Origin of the sequence: Pseudomonas citronellolis, assembly GCF_900112375.1 — a bacterium.
Lineage (GTDB): Bacteria > Pseudomonadota > Gammaproteobacteria > Pseudomonadales > Pseudomonadaceae > Pseudomonas > Pseudomonas citronellolis.
In genome coordinates this window covers 42064-61076 of record NZ_FOLS01000042.1, presented here as the reverse complement: position 1 = coordinate 61076, position 19013 = coordinate 42064, and the positions used below count along the sequence as shown (strand labels likewise).

Below are 19013 nucleotides of genomic sequence, written 5' to 3'. Positions count from 1 at the left end.
ACCTGCTGGCACACAACCTGATTCGCCTGATCATGGCGCAATCGGCCTCGATGGCTGACTGCCTACCCCGTGAATTGAGCTTCAAGCACAGCCTCCAGCTATGGCTGGCGTGGCGGCAATTCGACGATGATCCTGACGGAGGTACGACTCTTCGCGGCCTGCTGGTTCTGGTCGCGCAACAGCGTGTCGGCAATCGCTCCGGGCGAGTTGAACCCAGAGCCCTCAAGCGAAGGCCAAAGCCCTACCCATTACTGACCTGCACACGTCAATCTGCTCGGGCAGCGATCAAGAAACACGGTCATCCGAAAAGGGTTAAGTAAGTGCCATTCGGGACAGATTTATTTTTCCTGCTCTAAAGCTGGCTGACTGGACAGAATTAGGGTGTGAGAAATAAATATTTTCCCTTTTTGCTAAATTTATTTCTCCTACTCTAGAGTCGACTGGTCGAGCAGGATTGGAGTGCAGGAGAAAACCCTCCTTCGTTAGAGTCAGACCGAGTCTTTCAGGTGGCCTTCCAGACGGCATTCAGGGTAAAGTTTTTGGCCTTTTGCCATCACTGCCGAGTCGATCTTTCGACGCGCCGGCATTGGCAAGGGCAGGCACTGCCGTTGCCTCTGGAAGAAAGGGCGGCGGCTACAACCATATGGAAAGGGAGAAGTCGTTGTGAGAATGCTCAAACTGCTTGCGCTGGCCAGCATCGCGCTTATCTATGGCTGCGCCTCGGCGCCGTCGATGGAGAAAATGCAGGCGGAAGTTGCCGGGTACGAGTTGCCCAAGGCCGCCACTGCCGACCAGGGGCTGGTCTATGTGGTGCGGCCGAGCAACGCCGGTGGCCTGGTGCGCTTCAACGTGTTCCTGGATGACCGCGAAGACGCCTCGGAGATGGGCTACAACCGTGGCAATCAGTACATCTATTTCTACGTCGAGCCAGGCAAGCACACCATCAGTTCCAAGGCGGAAAACTGGGCGGACCTGTCTTTCGAGGTGCGCGCCGGCGAAGTGGTGTTCATCAAGCAGGAAGTGGAAGTCGGGATGCTGATGGCGCGCAACAGCCTGGTGCTGCTTGGCGATACCGAGGGCCGTTACCTGGTCAAGGATGCCAGTGTGGGTAGCGTGGCCAAGGAACGTAAATGACCTGCAGGGAGCAGAGAGACGGATTCATCTTTCTGCTCTAGATCCGAAACTGCGCGGGTCGCGGAGCGAAGCGTCATCCGGCAACGGCGGATAACGCTTCGCGTTATGCGCCCTACGGTCGGGTGCGTTGCTCCGCGGCGGCGTACAGCCGCTCGGCATCGGCCGCCAGGTATTCCAGCGCGCTGAAGGTGCCGTCCAGCACTTCCTCGGTGGGCGCGCCCAGGTCCGGCGCGCCGGCCAGCAGGCGCAGCAGGTTGACCAGGGCCGCCTGGCGGGATTGCGCGGCGTCGTAGAGCTCCGATGGGGCGGTGCTTGTCAGGGGATGGGGTAGCACTTGGGCTGCAAGGTTCATGGAGTGGGCCTCTTGTCGATGGGGTTTCCGCCTCCTGACGCCAATCAGGGAGGGCGGACCGTACAGGTTGGCGTACCGGGACAAGGAAACCGGCGCATCCGAAGATGCCCCGCACGGCCCGCCCATAACGCAGGTGCAGCCATGCACGGCGCCGAGCGGATGCCCATGCGCCTTCTCTTGTCCATCGGGACGCCAATCCCGAGCCGCCCTGTTGAGCGGCCGAGCCACGTTAGGGCGCTACCCCAAGGCTGTCAATCGGAGGCGTCAAGAAAGCGGGGGAGCCGTATCGGCAGGAGACACGCGTCTCGGACAAGGAGGCGCTTCATGACCCTTGCCGGTCTGCCCGGGCCCGACTCTCTCGCCCAGCCGATACTTCCGGCGCCTGCCGTTCCTTGTGCTTTGTGGCTGGCGTCCCGGCGCTGGCGTCATATCCTGTGGAATCAGGGTGCCTGCGCCGCGCGGGGCGATATACTCGGAGCCTTGCGCGCCGCTGGATGGGGGCGTTTCCCTTTCAAGGATGTGAATGCATGCAATGGATCTTCATGCTGATCGGCCTGGTGTTGGGCGCCGCCTGGGACGAGTCGATCACCGATGGCCTGGTGGGCGCCGGGCTGGGGCTGCTGTTCGGCCAGGCGCTGGCGCTGCATGGCCTGCAGCGGCAGAACGCGGCGTTGCGCCGGCAACTGGAGCAGTTCGCCGAGCGTTTCGACGCGGGTACCGAGGCGTTGTACCAGCGCCTGCTGCGCTTGGAGCAGGGCGGGGCCGCAGCGCCTGTGCCGCCTGCCGAACCGGCGGAGCCCGTCGTTGCGCCGGAAGCCGTCGCCGAGCCTGAGCCGGAGCTGGAATGGGAGATCGAGCTGCCCGAAGCGCAGGCGCCTGCCGCGACCAGCGCTGCGCCTGACTGGTCGTTGCAGCCCCAGGAACCGCCGTCGGCACCGATCCCGCCTGCCGTCGAGGCCCCCGCGGCGCGCGAAGCCTCGGCTTGGGAGGCCGAACCAGCTGTACCGTCCGGCCCGTCCTGGTTCGACCGTGCCTTCGGCGCCGCGCGCGACTGGCTGTTCGGCGGCAATACCGTGCTGCGCGTCGGCGTGCTGCTGCTGTTCCTCGGCCTGGCCTTCCTGCTGCGCTACGCCTCCGAGCGCGTGGTCGTCCCCGTCGAGCTGCGCTACATGGGCGTGGCCGCCGCCGCCATCGCCCTGCTGGCCCTGGGCTGGTGGCTGCGGCATAAGCGCGCGACCTACGGCCTGTTGTTGCAGGGTACCGGCATCGCGGTGCTGTACCTGACGGTATTCGCTGCCATGCGCCTGCATCCGCTGCTGACACCGGGCCAGGCCCTTGGCCTGCTGGTGGCGGTGACGGTGTTCTCCGCCGTGCTGGCGGTGCTGCAGGATGCCCTCGGCCTGGCTGCCGCGGCGGCCCTGGGCGGTTTCGCCGCGCCTATCCTGACTTCCACCGGCGCCGGCAACCACGTCGCCCTGTTCAGCTACTTCGCCCTGCTCAACGCCGGCATCTTCGCCATCGCCTGGTTCCGCGCCTGGCGCCTGCTCAACCTGATCGGCTTCTTCGGCACCTTCGGCATCGGTTTCGCCTGGGGACTGCGTTCCTACACGCCGGAGCTGTTCGCCAGCACCGAGCCCTTCCTGCTGCTGTTCTTCCTGATGTACGTGGCCATCGGCCTGCTCTTCGCCCGCCGCCGCCTGCGCGAGGCCGCCGGGCTGGAGGAGGGCGCCGGGCGCGATGAGACGCTGCGCTGGTCGCTGCGCCAGACCGACTACGTCGACGGCACGGTGCTGTTCGGCGCGCCGCTGATCGGCTTCGGCCTGCAGTACGCGCTGATCCGCCACCTGGAATTCGGCCCGGCGTTCAGCGCGCTGGCGCTGGGGCTGTTCTACATGGGCCTGGCGCGCCTGCTGGCCGGGCGCACCGCCGGCCGCGCCCTGCTGCTGGTGGAAGCCTGCCTGGCGCTGGGCGTGGTGTTCGGCAGCCTGGCCATCCCGCTGGGCCTGGATGCGCGCTGGACCTCGGCGGCCTGGGCCGTGGAGGGCGCCGGCATCTACTGGCTGGGCCTGCGCCAGGGGCGGCGGCTGGCGCGGATGTTCGCGCTGCTGTTGCAGGTGGGCGCGGCCATCGCCTTCCTGATGGGCCTGCAACCGGGTGTGGATAAGCTGCTGGACGGTGCGCCACTGGGCGCGCTGATGCTCGGCGTGGCGCTGCTGTTCAGCTACTGGCAGCTGCGCCGCCACGGCGACGCCGTTCTCTGGCCCTGGGAGCCGCGCTGCCAGCCGGTGCTGGCGGCCTGCGGCCTGGCCTTCCTCTACCTGATCGCGCCGCTGTGCTTCGCCGTGCCGGGCACTGCCATGGCCTGGGCGCTGGCCGGCCTGGCCACGGTGTTCGCCGGGCTGCGCCTGGGTTCACGGACCTTCCTGTTCTGCGCCTTCGCCGTGCAGTTGCTCGGCGGCGCGCTGTTCCTCGCCGACCTGCGGGCGGCCGACGGCGGCGCCGGGGTGCTCGGCAGCGGCTGGACCGGCCTGTTCGGCGCCAGCCTGATCGGCCTGGCGCTGATCGCCGGGATGATCCTCGCCGCGCGCGACCCGCTGGTGCGCGACGACCGCCGGCTGATGCTCGGCCTCAGCGCGGTGCTGCTGGCCGGCCTGGCCTTCGTCAACCTGGCGGTGCTGTTCGTCCTGCCCTGGCGCAGCGCCGCGGCGGTATGGGCCGGCAGCGGCCTGCTGATCCTCTGGCTGAGCCTGGCCTTGCAGCAGCGCGCGAGCTTCGTGTTCGGCCTGCTGCTGCAGGTGCTGGGCGGCGCGGCGCTGTTGTTCGGCGGCTCGTCATTGTTCGCCGGGCTCTCCGGCGAGGGCCTGACGCCCCTGGCCCACAGCGGCTTCTGGTGCCCGGCGGTGCTGGCCCTGGCGGCGCTGGTCGGCGCCTGGCGCCTGCATCGGGCGGGGCAGGGCGGGCAGTCGCTGCAACTGGGAGCGCTGACCCTGGAACGGCTGTCACAGTTGCTGCTGGCCTGGGGCGCGGGCTGGTGGGCGCTGACCGCGTTGTGCGAGATCGCCCGCTTCGTCCCGGCGCCGCGGCGCGAGCATGTCGCCCTGCTGGTGGCGGCCGTCAGCGTGGTGCTCTGGACCTTCGTCGCCCGCCGCGAGCAGTGGCGGGCCCTGGCGCTCGCCTGCCTGGCCCTGGCGCCGGCGGGCGTCCTGGCGCTGGCCAGTGCCTGGCAGCCGGAATACCAGCCGCTGGGCGAGCTCGGCTGGCTGGGCTGGGGCGCGTTGTTCGTGGCGCACTTCTGGTCGCTCAGGCGCCTGGAGCCGGTGCTGCCGGCGCTGCCCCTGCGCGGCGCCCACGTGCTCGGCTGCTGGTTGTTGCTCGCGGTGCTGGCGCTGCAGCTGCGCTACCTGTTCCTCGCCCTGGCCGAGCACTACAACGCCTGGCGCTGGCTGGGCTGGGCGCTGGTGCCGAGCCTCTACCTGATCCTCATGGGCGCGCGCCGCACGCTGCCCTGGCCGGTGGCGGCCTTCCCACGCGAATACCGCGCCCTGGCCGCGGCGCCGGTGGCGCTGGCGCTACTCGGCTGGTTCTGGCTGGTCAACCTGGTCAGCGACGGCGCGGCGCAACCGTTGCCCTACCTGCCGCTGCTCAACCCGCTGGAGCTGGGCATGCTGATCGTGCTGGCGGCGGTCTTCCAGTGGAGCCGCGAGGGCCTGCCGCAACTGGGCCTTTCCGGCGAGCAGGTGCGCCTGCCGGCGCAGGCGCTGCTGGGCGCCTCGCTGTTCGCCCTGCTGACCCTGGCCGTGTGCCGCACCGCGCACCACTGGGGCGGCGTGCCCTTCGCCCTGGAGCCGCTGCGCGAGTCGATGCTGGTGCAGGCCGGGTTGTCCATCGTCTGGACGCTGATCGCCCTGGGCCTGATGGTCGGCGGCCACCTGCGCGGGCGGCGCGACCTGTGGATGGTCGGCGCGGCGCTGATCGGCGTGGTGGTGGTCAAGCTGTTCTTCGTCGAGCTGGGCAACAGCGGCAGCCTGGAGCGCATCGTTTCCTTCATCGGCGTCGGCGTGCTGCTGCTGGTCGTCGGCTATTTCGCCCCGCTGCCGCCGCACCGGGTGGCAGGGCAACAGGAGCAACCCCCCGCATGAAGCTGGCTTCCCTCATCCTCTGCCTGGCCGCCGGGCTGGCCCAGGCCGCGGAAAACCCTGCCGACTACCCGCAGCAGGTGCCCCTGCGCCTGCAGGGCGACGGCCCCTGGTACCGCCTGCAACTGCCGATGAGCGTGCAACTGGCCGCCGCCCATGCCGACCTGCGCGACCTGCGGGTGTTCGACAAGGAAGGCGAGGCGCTGCCCTACGCGCTGAGCGCGGCGGCAGTGCAGGGCAGCAGCACCGCCCATGAAGCCGCGGCCCGGCTGTTCCCGCTGTATGGCGCCGAAGCCGACCCCGGCCGCCAGGCCGGCCTGCGTATCCAGCGCAGCACCACCGGCACCCTGGTGGAAGTGCTGCCCGACGCGGCGCCCGCGCCAACGGGCGAGCGGCGCAGCGGCTGGCTGCTGGACGCCGGCGACGCCGACTTCCCCTTCGAGCGCCTGGCCCTGGACTGGAGCAGCGAGGCCGAGGGCTTCCAGCACTTCCGCATCGAGGCCAGCGACGACCTGCAGCGCTGGCGCAACTGGGGCGACGGCCAGCTCGCCCGCCTGAGCTTCAACGGCGAGCGCATGGACGTCAGCGAGGTGGCCCTGCCTGGGCAGAAGGCGCGCTACCTGCGCCTGTCGTGGCCGGCCGGCAACGCGGCGGTGACGCTCAAGGGCGCGCGCCTGCTGGGCCGCACCGACCAGGCCGCGAGCACGCCGCTGGTGTGGTCCGAGCCCATCGCCGGGCGCCGCGAGGCGGACGGCAGCTACCGCTGGGACCTGCCCCAGGCGCTGCCGCTGGAGCGGGTGCGCTTCGAACTGGGCGCGGCGGCGCAGCACCTGATGGCGCCGGTGGCGCTGTCCGCGCGCAACGCAACGGGGCAGGGCAGCCGCGAGGACTGGTACCCGCTGGCCCGCGGGGTGCTCTACGACCTGCCGGTGGACGGCCGCCAGGTGCGCCAGGACGAACTGCTGCTGGCCGGCCAGCCGGTGCGCCAGCTGCGCCTGGTCACCGACGCGCGCGGTACCGGCCTGGGCGACACGGCGCCCAACCTGCGGGTGGCCATGCGCGCCCGCGAGCTGGTGTTCCTGGTGCGTGGCAGCGCGCCCTACCAACTGGCCCTCGGCAAGCGCGACGCCACCTCCGCCAGCCTGCCGCTGAGCGTGCTGATCCCCGGCTACCAGCCGGACAAGCCGGCGCAGGTCGGCCAGGCCAGCCTGGACGGGGTCCTGCAGGCCGCCCCGGCGGAAGCCGCCAGCGCCGGCGACGGCAATTGGAAGCGTATCGGCCTGTGGGCCGTATTGCTGGGCGGGGTGCTGCTGCTGGGCGGCATGGCCTTCAGCCTGTTGCGCGGGCAGCGCGCCGGCCAATGAGCAAATACCGGGAAATGGAGAAATTACGCCAGCTTATGTAGGGAAATGCGTCAAGAACGCTACTCTGCGCGATTGTTCTGATACTGTTAACGGCGTTGCACTCTACCTATAAGAACAAGCATGGAGTCAGCCGCATGATCAAACAGGTGCTTTCACCCCTGGCCGCCGCTTGCCTGCTCGGCATCGCCAGCCAGGCCCTGGCGTCACCTTCCCCGTATTCGACCCTGGTGGTGTTCGGCGACAGCCTCAGCGACGCCGGCCAGTTCCCCGACGCCGACGGCCCCGCCGGCGCCTCCACCCGCTTCACCAACCGCGTGGGCCCGACCTATCTGGACGGCAGCGGCGAGGTCTTCGGGCCTACCGCGGCGATGATCCTCGGCGGCAAGCTGGGCGTCGCCGCCGGCGACCTCGGCCCCTCGACCTCGCTGGTGAACGCCGCCGAAGGCCTGCCGGACGGCAACAACTGGGCGGTGGGCGGCTACCGCACCGACCAGATCTACGACTCCATCACCGCCGCCGGCGGCTCGGTGGTCAGCGCCAACGGCCAGACGCGCACCCGCGACGGCTACCTGGTCGGCCGCCTCGCCGACCCCAACGCGCTCTACTACCTCACCGGCGGCGGCAACGACTTCCTGCAGTTCCGCATCACCGACGACCCCTCCGCCCGCGCCGCCGCCGGGCGCCTGGTGGACAGCGCCCAGGCCCTGAGCCAGGCCGGCGCGCGCTACATCATGGTCTGGCTGCTGCCCGACCTGGGCCTGACCCCGGCCACCAATGGCACCGGCTTCGAGGAGCTGGGCACCCAGCTCAGCGGCATCTTCAACGAGGAGCTGGTCAGTCAGCTGGCCAGCAGCGGCGCCAACGTGATCCCGCTGAACATCCCGTTGATGCTCAAGGAAGTGCTGGCCAACCCCGGCGCCTATGGCCTGGCCACCGGACAGAACCTGGTGGGCACCTGCTTCAGCGGCGACGGCTGCCCGGTCAACCCCGTCTATGGCATCGGCGGCAGCGCCGGAGCCGACCCGACCAAGCTGATCTTCAACGATGGCGTGCACCCGACCATCGCCGGCCAGACGCTGATCGCCGATTACGCCTACTCGGTGCTGTCCGCGCCCTGGGAAGCCACCCTGCTGCCGGAAATGGCCCACGGCACCCTGCGCGCCTACCAGGACGAGCTGCGCAGCCAGTGGCTGGCCGACTGGGAGAACTGGCAGGGCGTCGGCCAGTGGCGTGGCTTCGTCACCGGCGGCGGCCAGCACCTGGACTACGACGACCAGGACAGCGCCGCCAGCGGCGACGGCTTCGGCTACAACCTGACCCTGGGCGGCTCGCTGCGCCTGGACGACGCCTGGCGCGCCGGCATCGCCGCCGGTTTCTACCGGCAGAAACTGGAGGCCGGCGCCGAGGATTCCGACTACAAGCTCAACAGCTACCTGGGCAGCCTCTTCGTGCAGTACCAGCAGGATCGCTGGTGGGGCGACGCCGCGGTGACCGGCGGCTACCTCGACTACGACGAGGCCAACCGCAAGTTCGCCATCGGCCCGCGCACCGTCGAGGAGAAGGGCGACACCAACGGCAACCTGCTCGCCTTCAGCGGCCGGATCGGCTACGACATCGCCCAGGGCGGCGAGGCCTGGCACCTGTCGCCCTTCGTCAGCGCCGACTGGGCGCGGGTGAAGGTGGACGGCTACGACGAGGGCAACGCTTCCACCTCGCTGTCGTTCGACGAGCAGAAGCGCTATTCCCGCCGTCTCGGCGCCGGCCTGCAGGGCAAGTACGCGCTCAGCGAGCAGACCCAACTGTTCGGTGAAGTGGCGGTGGAGCGTGAATACGCCGACGACACCCAGAACATCGGGATGGCCTTCACCAGCCTGCCGGCCAACGGCTTCACCCTGCAGGGCTACACCCCGCAGAGCCACCTGCAGCGCGCGACCCTGGGCTTCGCCCAGAAGCTGACCCCGGAACTCTCGCTGCGTGGCGGCTACAGCGCGCACCGCAGCGACGACGACCTGCAGCAGGGCGTGAGCCTGGCGCTGAGCCTGGACTTCTAAGCCCGGTACGCCAGCAAGCCGCCGCGACTGACGGCCGCAGCGACGAGGGAACCGACCACCGGCGGCGCGCTCCAACCTCAGGACGGACGCGCCGTACGGGAGGCGGCGTGGCCGATTCCACGCTAGAATGCGCGCAGTTTTTTTCCTACCTCTCCCCCGGAGCCCTTCCATGTCCCGCGTTACCCTCAGCCGCTACCTCATCGAGCAGACCCGCAGCCACAACACCCCGGCCGACCTGCGCTTCCTCATCGAGGTGGTGGCGCGTGCGTGCAAGGAAATCAGCCATGCCGTGTCCAAGGGCGCCCTGGGCGGCGTGCTGGGCAGCATGGGCACCGAGAACGTGCAGGGCGAGGTGCAGAAGAAGCTGGACGTGATGTCCAACGAAATCCTCCTGGAAGCCAACGAGTGGGGCGGCCACCTGGCCGGCATGGCCTCCGAGGAGATGGACAACGCCTACCAGATCCCCGGCAAGTACCCCAAGGGCGCCTACCTGCTGGTGTTCGACCCGCTGGACGGCTCCAGCAACATCGACGTCAACGTCTCGGTCGGCACCATCTTCTCGGTGCTGCGCTGCCCCGAGCAGCACCTGAGCCAGAACGACAGCCTCAACGAGCAGGCCTTCCTCCAGCCGGGCACCAAGCAGGTCGCCGCCGGCTACGCCATCTACGGCCCGCAGACCATGCTGATGCTGACCCTCGGCGACGGCGTCAAGGGCTTCACCCTGGACCGCGAGCTGGGCAGCTTCGTGCTCACCCACGACAACATCCGCGTGCCGGACAGCACCGCCGAGTTCGCCATCAACATGTCCAACCAGCGCCACTGGGAAGCCCCGGTGCAGCGCTACGTCAGCGAACTGCTGGCCGGCAAGGAAGGCCCGCTGGGCAAGAACTACAACATGCGCTGGATCGCCTCCATGGTGGCCGACGTGCACCGCATCCTGACCCGCGGCGGCATCTTCATGTACCCGCGCGATGCCCGTGAGCCGGAGAAGCCCGGCAAGCTGCGGCTGATGTACGAGGCCAACCCGATGTCCTTCATCATCGAGCAGGCCGGCGGCGCCGCCACCAACGGCACCCAGCGCATCCTCGACATCCAGCCGGATTCGCTGCACCAGCGCGTGGCCGTGTTCCTCGGTTCGAAGGAAGAGGTCGAGCGCGTCACCGGCTACCACCAGGCCTGATGAGCGCGGCACCCGCCTGGCAGGCGTTGCTCGACTGGTGGTTCGGCGACGCCCTGCGCGCCAGCGACGTCGCCGCCCAGCGCAACGGCCTGTGGTTCGGCAAGAGCGCCTGCGAGGACATGGCCTCGGACAACCGCTTCGGCGGCCTGGTGCGCCAGGCCCTGGACGGCGGGCTGGCCGACTGGGCCGGCTCGGCCCAGGGCTGGCTGGCGCTGATCCTGCTGCTGGACCAGTTGCCGCGGATGATCTTCCGCGACACGCCGCGCGCCTATGACGGCGACGCCCGCGCCCAGGCGCTGGTGCGCCGCGGTCTTGCGGCCGGGCTGGACCGCCAGTTGCAGCCCATCGAGCGGGTCTTCGTCTACCTGGTGCTTGAGCACGCCGAGGACCTGGCACAGCAGGAACAGGCGGTGCAGCATTTCGCCGAACTGCACGAGCAGGCCGCCGAGGACGACAAGGCGCTGTTCGCCGATTTCCTCGACTACGCCGAGCGCCACCGCGTCGTGGTCGCGCGCTTCGGCCGCTTCCCCCATCGCAACGCCATCCTTGGCCGCGAATCCAGCGCCGAGGAAGTCGCCTTCCTCAAGGAACCCGGCTCGCGTTTCTGACTCCAAGGGTGCGTTTCGCGTGGCCTGTGCCACGCTTGTCCAATGGACCATCCGACAATGGAGTTGCCCATGTCCTTCCGCCGTATCGCCCTGATCGCCGTCTGCATCGCCATGGCCGCCTGCAGCAAGCTCAACCAGGAAAACTATTCCAAGCTCAAGGCCGGCATGGACAAGGCCGAGGTGGAGGCCCTGCTCGGCAAGCCGACCGAGTGCTCCGGCGCGCTGGGCGTGTCCAGCTGCACCTGGGGCGACGACAAGACCTTCATCAGCGTGCAGTACGCCGGCGACAAGGTGCTGATGTTCTCCGGCCAGGGCCTGAAGTGAGATGAACGCCGCGCTGCGGGTGCTCGCCGCCGTCGCGCTGGCCGGCATCGGCGGCTGCGCCGGGCACGCCGAGGAGCGGCCGCAAACGATGCAGGTCGACCCGCAGCGCTACGCCGGCACCTGGTACGAGCTGGCGCGCAAGCCGATGTTCTTCCAGCGCGCCTGCCTGCAGTCCGAGGCCCACTACCACGTGCGCGCCGATGGCAGCATCGGCCTGCTCAACCGCTGCCGCACCGCCGACGGCAGCTGGAAGCAGGTGACCGGCACGGCCACCCCGCAGACGCCGGGCAGCACCGATGCCTTCTGGGTGCGCTTCGATAACTGGGCGTCGCGGCTGCTCCCCGGCGTGGTGCGCGGCGACTACCAGGTGCTCTACGTCGACGAGGACTACCAGACCGCGCTGGTCGGCAACCGCGATCGCGACCACCTGTGGCTGCTGGCGCGGCAGACCAGCCTGCCCGCGGCGACGTTGCGTCGTTTGTTGGCCGAGGCCAATCGCAAGGGGTATGACACGAGCGATCTGATCTGGCGGAGTAAGGACAGCGCGATCGCGGGGAATTGAGGGACGGTGCCTGCCGGTAACGTAGGTGCGCTACTTTACCTCCGCTCCCTCTCCCTAACCCTCTCCCTGAAGGGAGAGGGGACCGTTGGGCAGGGTTGGGGATTCTGGAGTCAGCCGGCAGCTCCGGTGGTTTCCAGCTGAAACCATTTCTTCTCTCGGCACGGACTAGCCCCCTCTCCCTTCAGGGAGAGGGTTAGGGAGAGGGAAAAGGGCTTGCCCCGGAGATGAATCTGCCGGCAAACACCACAATCAACGAAAGCCAGGCGTAGGGCGAATAACGCTCCGCGTTATCCGCCGTTTGACCTCGGCCCCAGGCTGCTCGGTGCCGAGCACGGAGCGCCCTACCCCAACAACTCCCGCAACACCCCCGCGAACTCCCCGGCGCTCTGCTCTTCCAGCGCATGCCGGCGCTCCCGCACCACCCACTGCCCGTTGACCATCACATCGCGCACCTGGCGGTCGCCGCCGGCGAACAGCCAGCGGTTGAGCAGGGTCTCGGGCTTGGCCGTAGCCAGGTAGGGATCGTTGCCGTCGAGCACCAGCAGGTCGGCGCGGCGGCCCGCGGCCAGTTCGCCCACCGGCTGGCCCAGGGCTTGGGCACCACCTTGGAGAGCCGCTTCGTAGAGCGTCTGGCCGATGTTGGGCTGGTCGTTGCGGTACAGGCGGTTGCGCTTCTGGTCGCGCAGGCGCTGGCCGTATTCCAGCCAGCGCAGTTCCTCCACCACGCTCAGCGACACGTGGCTGTCCGAGCCGATGCCCAGGCGCCCGCCGCGGGCCAGGTAGTCCACCGCCGGGAAGATGCCGTCGCCGAGGTTGGCCTCGGTGGTCAGGCACAGGCCGGCCACCGCGCCGCTGGCAGCCATGGCGGCGACTTCGTCGGGCTCGGCGTGGGTGGCGTGGACCAGGCACCAGCGCTCGTCCACCTCGATGTTGTCGTACAGCCACTGCAGCGGCCGGCGCTGGCTCCAGGCCAGGCAGTCGTCGACTTCCTTCTGCTGTTCGGCGATGTGGATGTGGATGGGCCCTTCGCTGCTGTCGGACTCCAGCACCTCGGTGATCTGCTGCGGCGTCACCGCGCGCAGCGAGTGGAAGCACAGGCCGATGCGCTGCGCCGGTTGCGCCGCCAGGCGCGGCTGCAGGCCGTGGATCAGTTCGAGGTAGGCGTCGGTGCCGTTGATGAAGCGGCGCTGGCCTTCGCTGGGCGGCTGGCCGCCGAAGCCGGAATGGCTGTACAGCACCGGCAGCAGCGTCAGGCCGATGCCGGCCTCGCGCGCGGCCTGGCTGACGCGCAGCGCCAGCTCGGCCGGCTCGGCGTAGCGCTGGCCGCCCAGGTCGTGGTGCACGTAGTGGAATTCGGCGACGCCGGTGTAGCCGGCCTTGAGCATCTCGATGTACAGCTGGCGGGCGATGACCTGCAACTGCTCCGGGGTGATGCGGCCGACCAGTCGGTACATCAGCTCGCGCCAGGTCCAGAAGCTGTCGTTGGGGTTGCCGGCCACCTCGGCCAGGCCCGCCATGGCGCGCTGGAAGGCGTGCGAGTGCAGGTTGGGCATGCCCGGCAGCACCGGCCCGCGCAGGCGCTCGGCGCCTTCGGCGCTGGCGTTGGCCTCGACCCGCGTCAGCAGGCCGTCGGCGGCAACCTCGAAACGGACATCGCGGGCCCAGCCGCTGGGGAGCAGGGCGTGTTCGGCGAACAGGGCAGGCATGCTGGGGTCCTCGCAGGGCTCTTCGAATTTGTATATACATATACAGACGTTTAGGATGGCCGTAAACTACGAGACGTGCCCGGCGGTCGCCGCGGGACTTGTATGCACCGGTCGATTCCGGTACATGCCGGAGGACAAGAGCGCATCGCGCCGCTGCCTTCCCGCCACTGCCCACCGTCGCCCCGACAAGGAGTACCCCCGTGCCCGCATCGTCCACGCCCACCCCGCCCGCGGAGGGCTCCTCGCTGGCCTCGCAGATGGGCGATCTGCCCGCCCCGCTGTACGCGCGGGTGAAGCAGATGATCATCCAGCAGATCCAGTCCGGCGCCTGGCCGCCGCACCACCGGGTGCCCTCGGAGAGCGAGCTGGTCAGCGAGCTGGGCGTCAGCCGCATGACCATCAACCGCGCCCTGCGCGAGCTGACCAACGACGGCCTGCTGGTGCGCATGCAGGGTGTCGGCACCTTCGTCGCCGAACCCAAGGGCCAGTCGGCGCTGTTCCAGGTGCAGAACATAGCCGAGGAAATCGAGGCGCGCGGCCATCGCCACCATTGCGTGGTGGTGCGCCTGGAAGAGGAGAAGGCCAGCGCCGAGCGAGCCCTAGCGCTGGACGTGCGCGAAGGCCAGCGGGTGTTCCATTCGCTGATCGTGCACTTCGAGAACGACGTGCCGGTGCAGATCGAGGACCGCTACGTCAATGCCGCCGTGGCCCCCGACTACCTCAAGCAGGACTTCTCCGGGCAGACGCCGTTCGCCTACCTCACCCAGGTGGCGCCGCTCAGCGAGGGCGAGCACGTGGTCGAGGCGGTGCTGCCCGATGCCGAGGAATGCAGGCTGCTGAATATCGACCGCCACGAGCCCTGCCTGATGATCCGCCGACGCACCTGGTCGGGGCGCAACACCGTGACCAGCGCGCGCCTGCTCTACCCGGGCTCGCGCTATCGCCTGGAAGGACGCTTCTCTTCATGAACCATCGCCTGCTGCGGGCCGCCGACTACCCGGTGATGCCCTGGAAGAACGGCGCGGGCAGCACCCGCGAAATCCTCCGCGACGCCGGCGACGGCCTGGAGGGCTTCGGCTGGCGTCTGTCGATCGCTGACGTCGGCGCGCCGGGGCCGTTCTCCGCCTTCAGCGGTTACCAGCGGGTGATCACCGTGCTGGAAGGCGAGGGCATGCGCCTGACCGTCGATGGCGAGCCGTCCCGCGAGCTGCGCGCCCTGGACGCCTTCGCCTTCGATGGCGCCAGCGCGGTGGACTGCGAGCTGCTCGGCGGCGCCATCCGCGACTTCAACCTGATCTATGCGCCCGCGCGTTACCGCGCGCGGCTGCAGTGGCTGCGGGTGGGCGGTGAGGCGCACTTCTTCAGCAGCGCTTCGACCGTGCTGCTGTTCAGTGCGGGCGAGGGGGTTCACGTCAGCCAGGATGGCGGGGCCGCTGCTGTGCTGGGGCTGCATGACACGCTGCTTGCCGAGGGCGAGGAGCGGCTGCGGGAGTGGCGGCTGAGTGTGGCGGGAAGTGCCGACATCTGCGTGATCGAACTCGAATCACGCTGAGGGAAAAGACTGCCGGGGGAGCCCTTTTTCGTTAGTGGGAGAAGCGCCTTGCAGGTGCTTTCGCGGGCATGGCCCAGCAAACACGACACCCCGTAGGATGGGTTGAGCCTGCGATACCCATCGCGCCATGGTGATGGGTATCGCTTCGCTCAACCCATCCTACGAAGAGCACCTCGGCAAGGCGGTGTAGGCGCGGGCCACGTCTGCGGTAGCGTAGAACGCCACCGTCGTCCGATCAGCCGTACAGCCGCGAGTAATCCAGCCAGCGGCTGAGCGCGCCTTCCTCCACCCAGGCGCGGGCCGCGGCGATGTCCGGGGCGAAGTAGCGGTCCTGCTCGTAGGCCGGGACCTGGGCGCGGATCATCTTCAGCACTTCCTGCAACTGCGGCGAGCTTTGCAGCGGCGCGTGGAATTCCACGCCCTGGGCGGCGGCCAGCAGTTCGATGGCGACCACCGCCGAGCTGTTGCCGGCCATGTCCTGCAGGCGGCGCGCGGCGAAGGTGGCCATGGACACGTGGTCTTCCTGGTTGGCCGAGGTCGGCAGGCTGTCCACCGAGGCCGGGTGGGCCAGGGTCTTGTTCTCCGAGGCCAGGGCCGCCGAGGTCACCTGGGCGATCATGAAGCCGGAGTTGAGCCCGCCTTCCTTGACCAGGAACGCCGGCAGGCCGGACAGCGCCGGGTCCACCAGCTGGGCGATGCGCCGTTCCGACAGGGCGCCGATCTCGGCAATGACCAGGGCCAGCACGTCGGCGGCCATGGCCACCGGCTCGGCGTGGAAGTTGCCGCCGGAGAGCACGTCGCCGTCGGCGCTGAACACCAGCGGGTTGTCCGACACCGCGTTGGCCTCGCGCAGGAAGACCCCGGCGGCGAAGCGCAGGTGGTCGAGGCAGGCGCCCATCACCTGGGGCTGGCAGCGCAGGGAGTAGGGGTCCTGCACGCGCTTGCAGTCGATGTGCGACTGGTTGATCTGGCTGTCGTGCAGCAGTTCGCGGTAGAAGGCCGCCACGTCGATCTGCCCGGGCTGACCGCGGACCGCCTGGATGCGCGCGTCGAAGGGCACGTAGGAGCCCTTGAGCGCTTCCACCGTCAGGCTGCCGGCGACCACCGCCGAGACGAACAGCTTCTCCGCCGCGAACAGCCCGCGCAGGGCCAGGGCGGTGGACACCTGGGTGCCGTTGATCAGCGCCAGGCCCTCCTTGGGCCCCAGCACCAGCGGCTGGCAGCCGGCGATGGCCAGGCCTTCGCTGGCCTCCATGACGCGGCCCTGGTGGCGCACCTGGCCGACGCCGATGAGCGCCGAGGACATGTGCGCCAGAGGCGCCAGGTCGCCGGAGGCGCCCACCGAGCCCTGGGACGGGATGCACGGGTAGACGCGCGCCTGGTAGAGCTTGAGCAGGGTGTCGACGACCGCCATGCCCACGCCGGAGAAGCCGCGGGCCAGGGAGCCGATCTTCAGCGCCATGATCAGCGCCACGCTGGCGTCGTCCAGCAACGGGCCGGTGCCGGTGCAGTGCGAGAGGATCAGGTTGCGCTGCAGGGTGACCAGCGAATCCTCGGGGATGGAGGTGCGCGCCAGCAGGCCGAAGCCGGTGTTGATGCCATAGACGGTGCGCTGGTCGGCGATGATCTGGCTGACCGTGCGGGCGCTGTTCTCGATGTTCGCGCGGCAGGCTGCATCCAGTTGCAGCGCGGGTTGCCGCTGGTGGATGGCGCGCAGTTGGTCGAGGGAAAACTGGCCGGGGGTGATCTGCAGGGTTTCGGACATGACGGCTCCCGTGTTCCGGAGTGTTACCGCGCTCGGCGGCGAGACTATCTATTCCTGTATATACAAGTATGAGCAATAAGCGAGCCATTCCATTGGGCCGGATTGCGCCGACGCCATGCCTGCGCGCGAGAGCGGGGCGCGGCGTCCCTCTGTGGGAAATAAGGAAGGGTAGCGGCGCCCCCGGGAAATGAGGCGAGCTGTAACGGCGAGGTGTTACCGGATGCTACGAAATGGAGCAGGCGATCACCGTTCTGGTGCGTATGACCGACAGATGTAGCTGCCTTCCTGGACCCGCTCCGCTGTACGAATCCTTCTATTAATCATTTTTAAATCAATTACTTGAATTCTATTTTCAGCATGCCCGAAGCGCCCGGCGGGGGACTTGGCCTTTCCTTTGCTTATACTTGTATGTACAAGCATATACGTGACAGGCGGCACCGCTTCCTGCACCGATGCCCAACCCGAATCCCGTTGCCGGAAGCCGAACGCCCCGGCTTTCGCATCCGAGCCCAAGACTGCCTTGAAGGAGCCTGCCGTGACCGAATCCAGCAAATTCCGCGACGTCGAAATCCGCGCCCCGCGCGGCACCCAGCTGAACGCCAAGAGCTGGCTGACCGAAGCCCCGCTGCGCATGCTGATGAACAACCTCGACCCGGAAGTCGCGGAGAACCCCAAGGAACTGGTGGTGTACGGCGGCATCGGCCGCGCCGCGCGCAACTGGGAGTGCTACGACAGGATCGTCGCCACCCTCAAGGAACTGAACGACGACGAGACCCTGCTGGTGCAGTCCGGCAAGCCGGTCGGCGTGTTCAAGACCCACGCCAACGCCCCGCGCGTGCTGATCGCCAACTCCAACCTGGTGCCGCACTGGGCCACCTGGGAACACTTCAACGAACTGGACGCCAAGGGCCTGGCCATGTACGGCCAGATGACCGCCGGCAGCTGGATCTACATCGGCAGCCAGGGCATCGTCCAGGGCACCTACGAAACCTTCGTCGAAGCCGGGCGCCAGCACTACGCCGGCAACCTCAAGGGCCGCTGGGTGCTGACCGCGGGCCTGGGCGGCATGGGCGGCGCCCAGCCCCTGGCCGCGACCCTGGCCGGCGCCTGCTCGCTGAACATCGAGTGCCAGCAGAGCCGCATCGACTTCCGCCTGCGCAGCCGCTACGTCGACGAACAGGCCAAGGACCTGGACGACGCCCTGGCGCGCATCGCCAAGTACACCGCCGAAGGCAAGGCCATCTCCATCGCCCTGCTGGGCAACGCCGCCGAGATTCTCCCGGAGCTGGTGCGTCGCGGCGTGCGCCCGGACATGGTCACCGACCAGACCAGCGCCCACGACCCGCTCAACGGCTACCTGCCGATCGGCTGGAGCTGGGAGCAGTACCGCGACCGCGCGCAGACCGAACCGGCCGCCGTGGTCAAGGCCGCCAAGCAGTCCATGGCCGTGCACGTGAAGGCCATGCTGGAGTTCCAGAAGCAGGGCGTGCCGACCTTCGACTACGGCAACAACATCCGCCAGATGGCCAAGGAAGAGGGCGTGGCCAACGCCTTCGACTTCCCCGGCTTCGTCCCGGCCTACATCCGCCCGCTGTTCTGCCGCGGCATCGGCCCGTTCCGCTGGGCCGCGCTGTCGGGCGACGCCGAGGACATCTACAAGACCGACGCCAAGGTCAAGGAGCTGATCCCCGACGACGCCCACCTGCATCGCTGGCTGGACATGGCCAAGGAGCGCATCAGCTTCCAGGGCCTGCCGGCGCGCATCTGCTGGGTCGGCCTGGGCCAGCGCGCCAAGCTCGGCCTGGCGTTCAACGAAATGGTCCGCAGCGGCGAGCTGAAGGCGCCGATCGTGATCGGCCGCGACCACCTGGATTCCGGCTCGGTGGCCAGCCCGAACCGCGAGACCGAGGCCATGCAGGACGGCTCCGACGCCGTGTCCGACTGGCCGCTGCTCAACGCCCTGCTGAACACCGCCAGCGGCGCCACCTGGGTGTCGCTGCACCACGGCGGCGGCGTGGGCATGGGCTTCTCGCAGCACTCGGGGATGGTGATCGTCTGCGACGGCACCGACGAAGCCGCTGCGCGCATCGCCCGCGTGCTGACCAACGACCCGGGCACCGGCGTGATGCGCCATGCCGACGCCGGCTACCAGATCGCCATCGACTGCGCCAAGGAACAGGGCCTGAACCTGCCGATGATCACCGGCAAGTGAGGCACAGGGGCGGCCCCGCCGCCCCGGGCCAGGGAGGAACCGCCGCGCGGGTGGGGGCGCGGCGGTC

Annotated in this window: 14 protein-coding genes and 1 pseudogene; 12 read left to right on the top strand and 3 right to left on the bottom strand. The window is 68.9% G+C overall.

Translation table 11 applies throughout. The annotated features are described in order from the left end of the window. Together BM060_RS28895 and BM060_RS28890 are read left to right on the top strand one after the other, a co-directional pair. Positions 1–320: pseudogene (locus BM060_RS28895) on the top strand (IS4 family transposase); the annotation flags it as partial. A gap of 421 nt (positions 321–741) precedes the next feature. Further along, positions 742–1134, top strand: coding sequence for a DUF2846 domain-containing protein (locus tag BM060_RS28890; RefSeq protein WP_174672458.1), 393 nt, complete (start codon positions 742–744; stop codon positions 1132–1134). Between the two features lie 112 nt (positions 1135–1246). Here the strand turns inward: BM060_RS28890 and BM060_RS28885 are convergent, their stop codons facing one another. Next, positions 1247–1486 (bottom strand): hypothetical protein, encoded by a 240-nt coding sequence (locus tag BM060_RS28885; protein ID WP_064584754.1) that lies wholly within the window; start codon positions 1484–1486, stop codon positions 1247–1249. Between the two features lie 527 nt (positions 1487–2013). Here BM060_RS28885 and BM060_RS28880 point away from each other — a divergent pair. From BM060_RS28880 to BM060_RS28850, 7 genes are all read left to right on the top strand, one after another. Continuing rightward, entirely contained in the window at positions 2014–5625 is a 3612-nt protein-coding gene (locus BM060_RS28880; RefSeq protein ID WP_074985488.1) for a DUF2339 domain-containing protein, read from the top strand. After that, complete coding sequence (locus BM060_RS28875; RefSeq protein ID WP_074985486.1) at positions 5622–6986, top strand: DUF3999 domain-containing protein; 1365 nt, start codon at positions 5622–5624, stop codon at positions 6984–6986. Before BM060_RS28880 ends, BM060_RS28875 begins: the two co-directional genes overlap by 4 nt. 134 nt (positions 6987–7120) lie before the next feature. Beyond that, the gene (estP, locus tag BM060_RS28870; protein ID WP_074985484.1) at positions 7121–9037 is read left to right on the top strand and encodes an esterase EstP; all 1917 of its coding nucleotides are present in this window, start codon (positions 7121–7123) and stop codon (positions 9035–9037) included. Positions 9038–9206: 169 nt separating this feature from the next. After that, positions 9207–10217, top strand: a complete 1011-nt coding sequence (locus BM060_RS28865) for a class 1 fructose-bisphosphatase (RefSeq protein WP_074985482.1) — start codon at positions 9207–9209, stop codon at positions 10215–10217. Continuing rightward, positions 10217–10825 (top strand): DUF924 family protein, encoded by a 609-nt coding sequence (locus BM060_RS28860; RefSeq protein WP_074985480.1) that lies wholly within the window; start codon positions 10217–10219, stop codon positions 10823–10825. Before BM060_RS28865 ends, BM060_RS28860 begins: the two co-directional genes overlap by 1 nt. A gap of 69 nt (positions 10826–10894) precedes the next feature. After that, positions 10895–11149, top strand: a complete 255-nt coding sequence (gene bamE, locus BM060_RS28855) for an outer membrane protein assembly factor BamE domain-containing protein (protein WP_009613753.1) — start codon at positions 10895–10897, stop codon at positions 11147–11149. 1 nt (position 11150) lies between these two features. Continuing rightward, positions 11151–11711: a lipocalin family protein gene (locus tag BM060_RS28850; protein WP_074985478.1), complete on the top strand. Its 561-nt coding sequence runs from the start codon at positions 11151–11153 to the stop codon at positions 11709–11711. Positions 11712–12052: 341 nt separating this feature from the next. Here BM060_RS28850 and BM060_RS28845 read toward each other — a convergent pair whose 3' ends face one another. After that, positions 12053–13417, bottom strand: coding sequence for a formimidoylglutamate deiminase (locus BM060_RS28845; RefSeq protein WP_074985476.1), 1365 nt, complete (start codon positions 13415–13417; stop codon positions 12053–12055). Positions 13418–13674: 257 nt separating this feature from the next. Between BM060_RS28845 and hutC the strand changes: the two genes are divergently transcribed. Then, on the top strand, positions 13675–14385 hold the full coding sequence (gene hutC, locus BM060_RS28840; protein ID WP_074985492.1) for a histidine utilization transcriptional repressor HutC: 711 nt from the start codon (positions 13675–13677) through the stop codon (positions 14383–14385). After that, the gene (locus BM060_RS28835) at positions 14382–14969 is read left to right on the top strand and encodes a HutD/Ves family protein (protein WP_074985474.1); all 588 of its coding nucleotides are present in this window, start codon (positions 14382–14384) and stop codon (positions 14967–14969) included. Before hutC ends, BM060_RS28835 begins: the two co-directional genes overlap by 4 nt. Before the next feature lie 235 nt (positions 14970–15204). On the opposite strand, the gene hutH is transcribed toward BM060_RS28835, so the two are convergent. After that, positions 15205–16734, bottom strand: a complete 1530-nt coding sequence (gene hutH, locus BM060_RS28830; protein ID WP_074985472.1) for a histidine ammonia-lyase — start codon at positions 16732–16734, stop codon at positions 15205–15207. Between the two features lie 535 nt (positions 16735–17269). On the opposite strand from hutH, the gene hutU reads away from it, so the two are divergent. Then, entirely contained in the window at positions 17270–18946 is a 1677-nt protein-coding gene (gene hutU, locus BM060_RS28825) for a urocanate hydratase (RefSeq protein WP_074985470.1), read from the top strand. Positions 18947–19013: the final 67 nt, after the last annotated feature.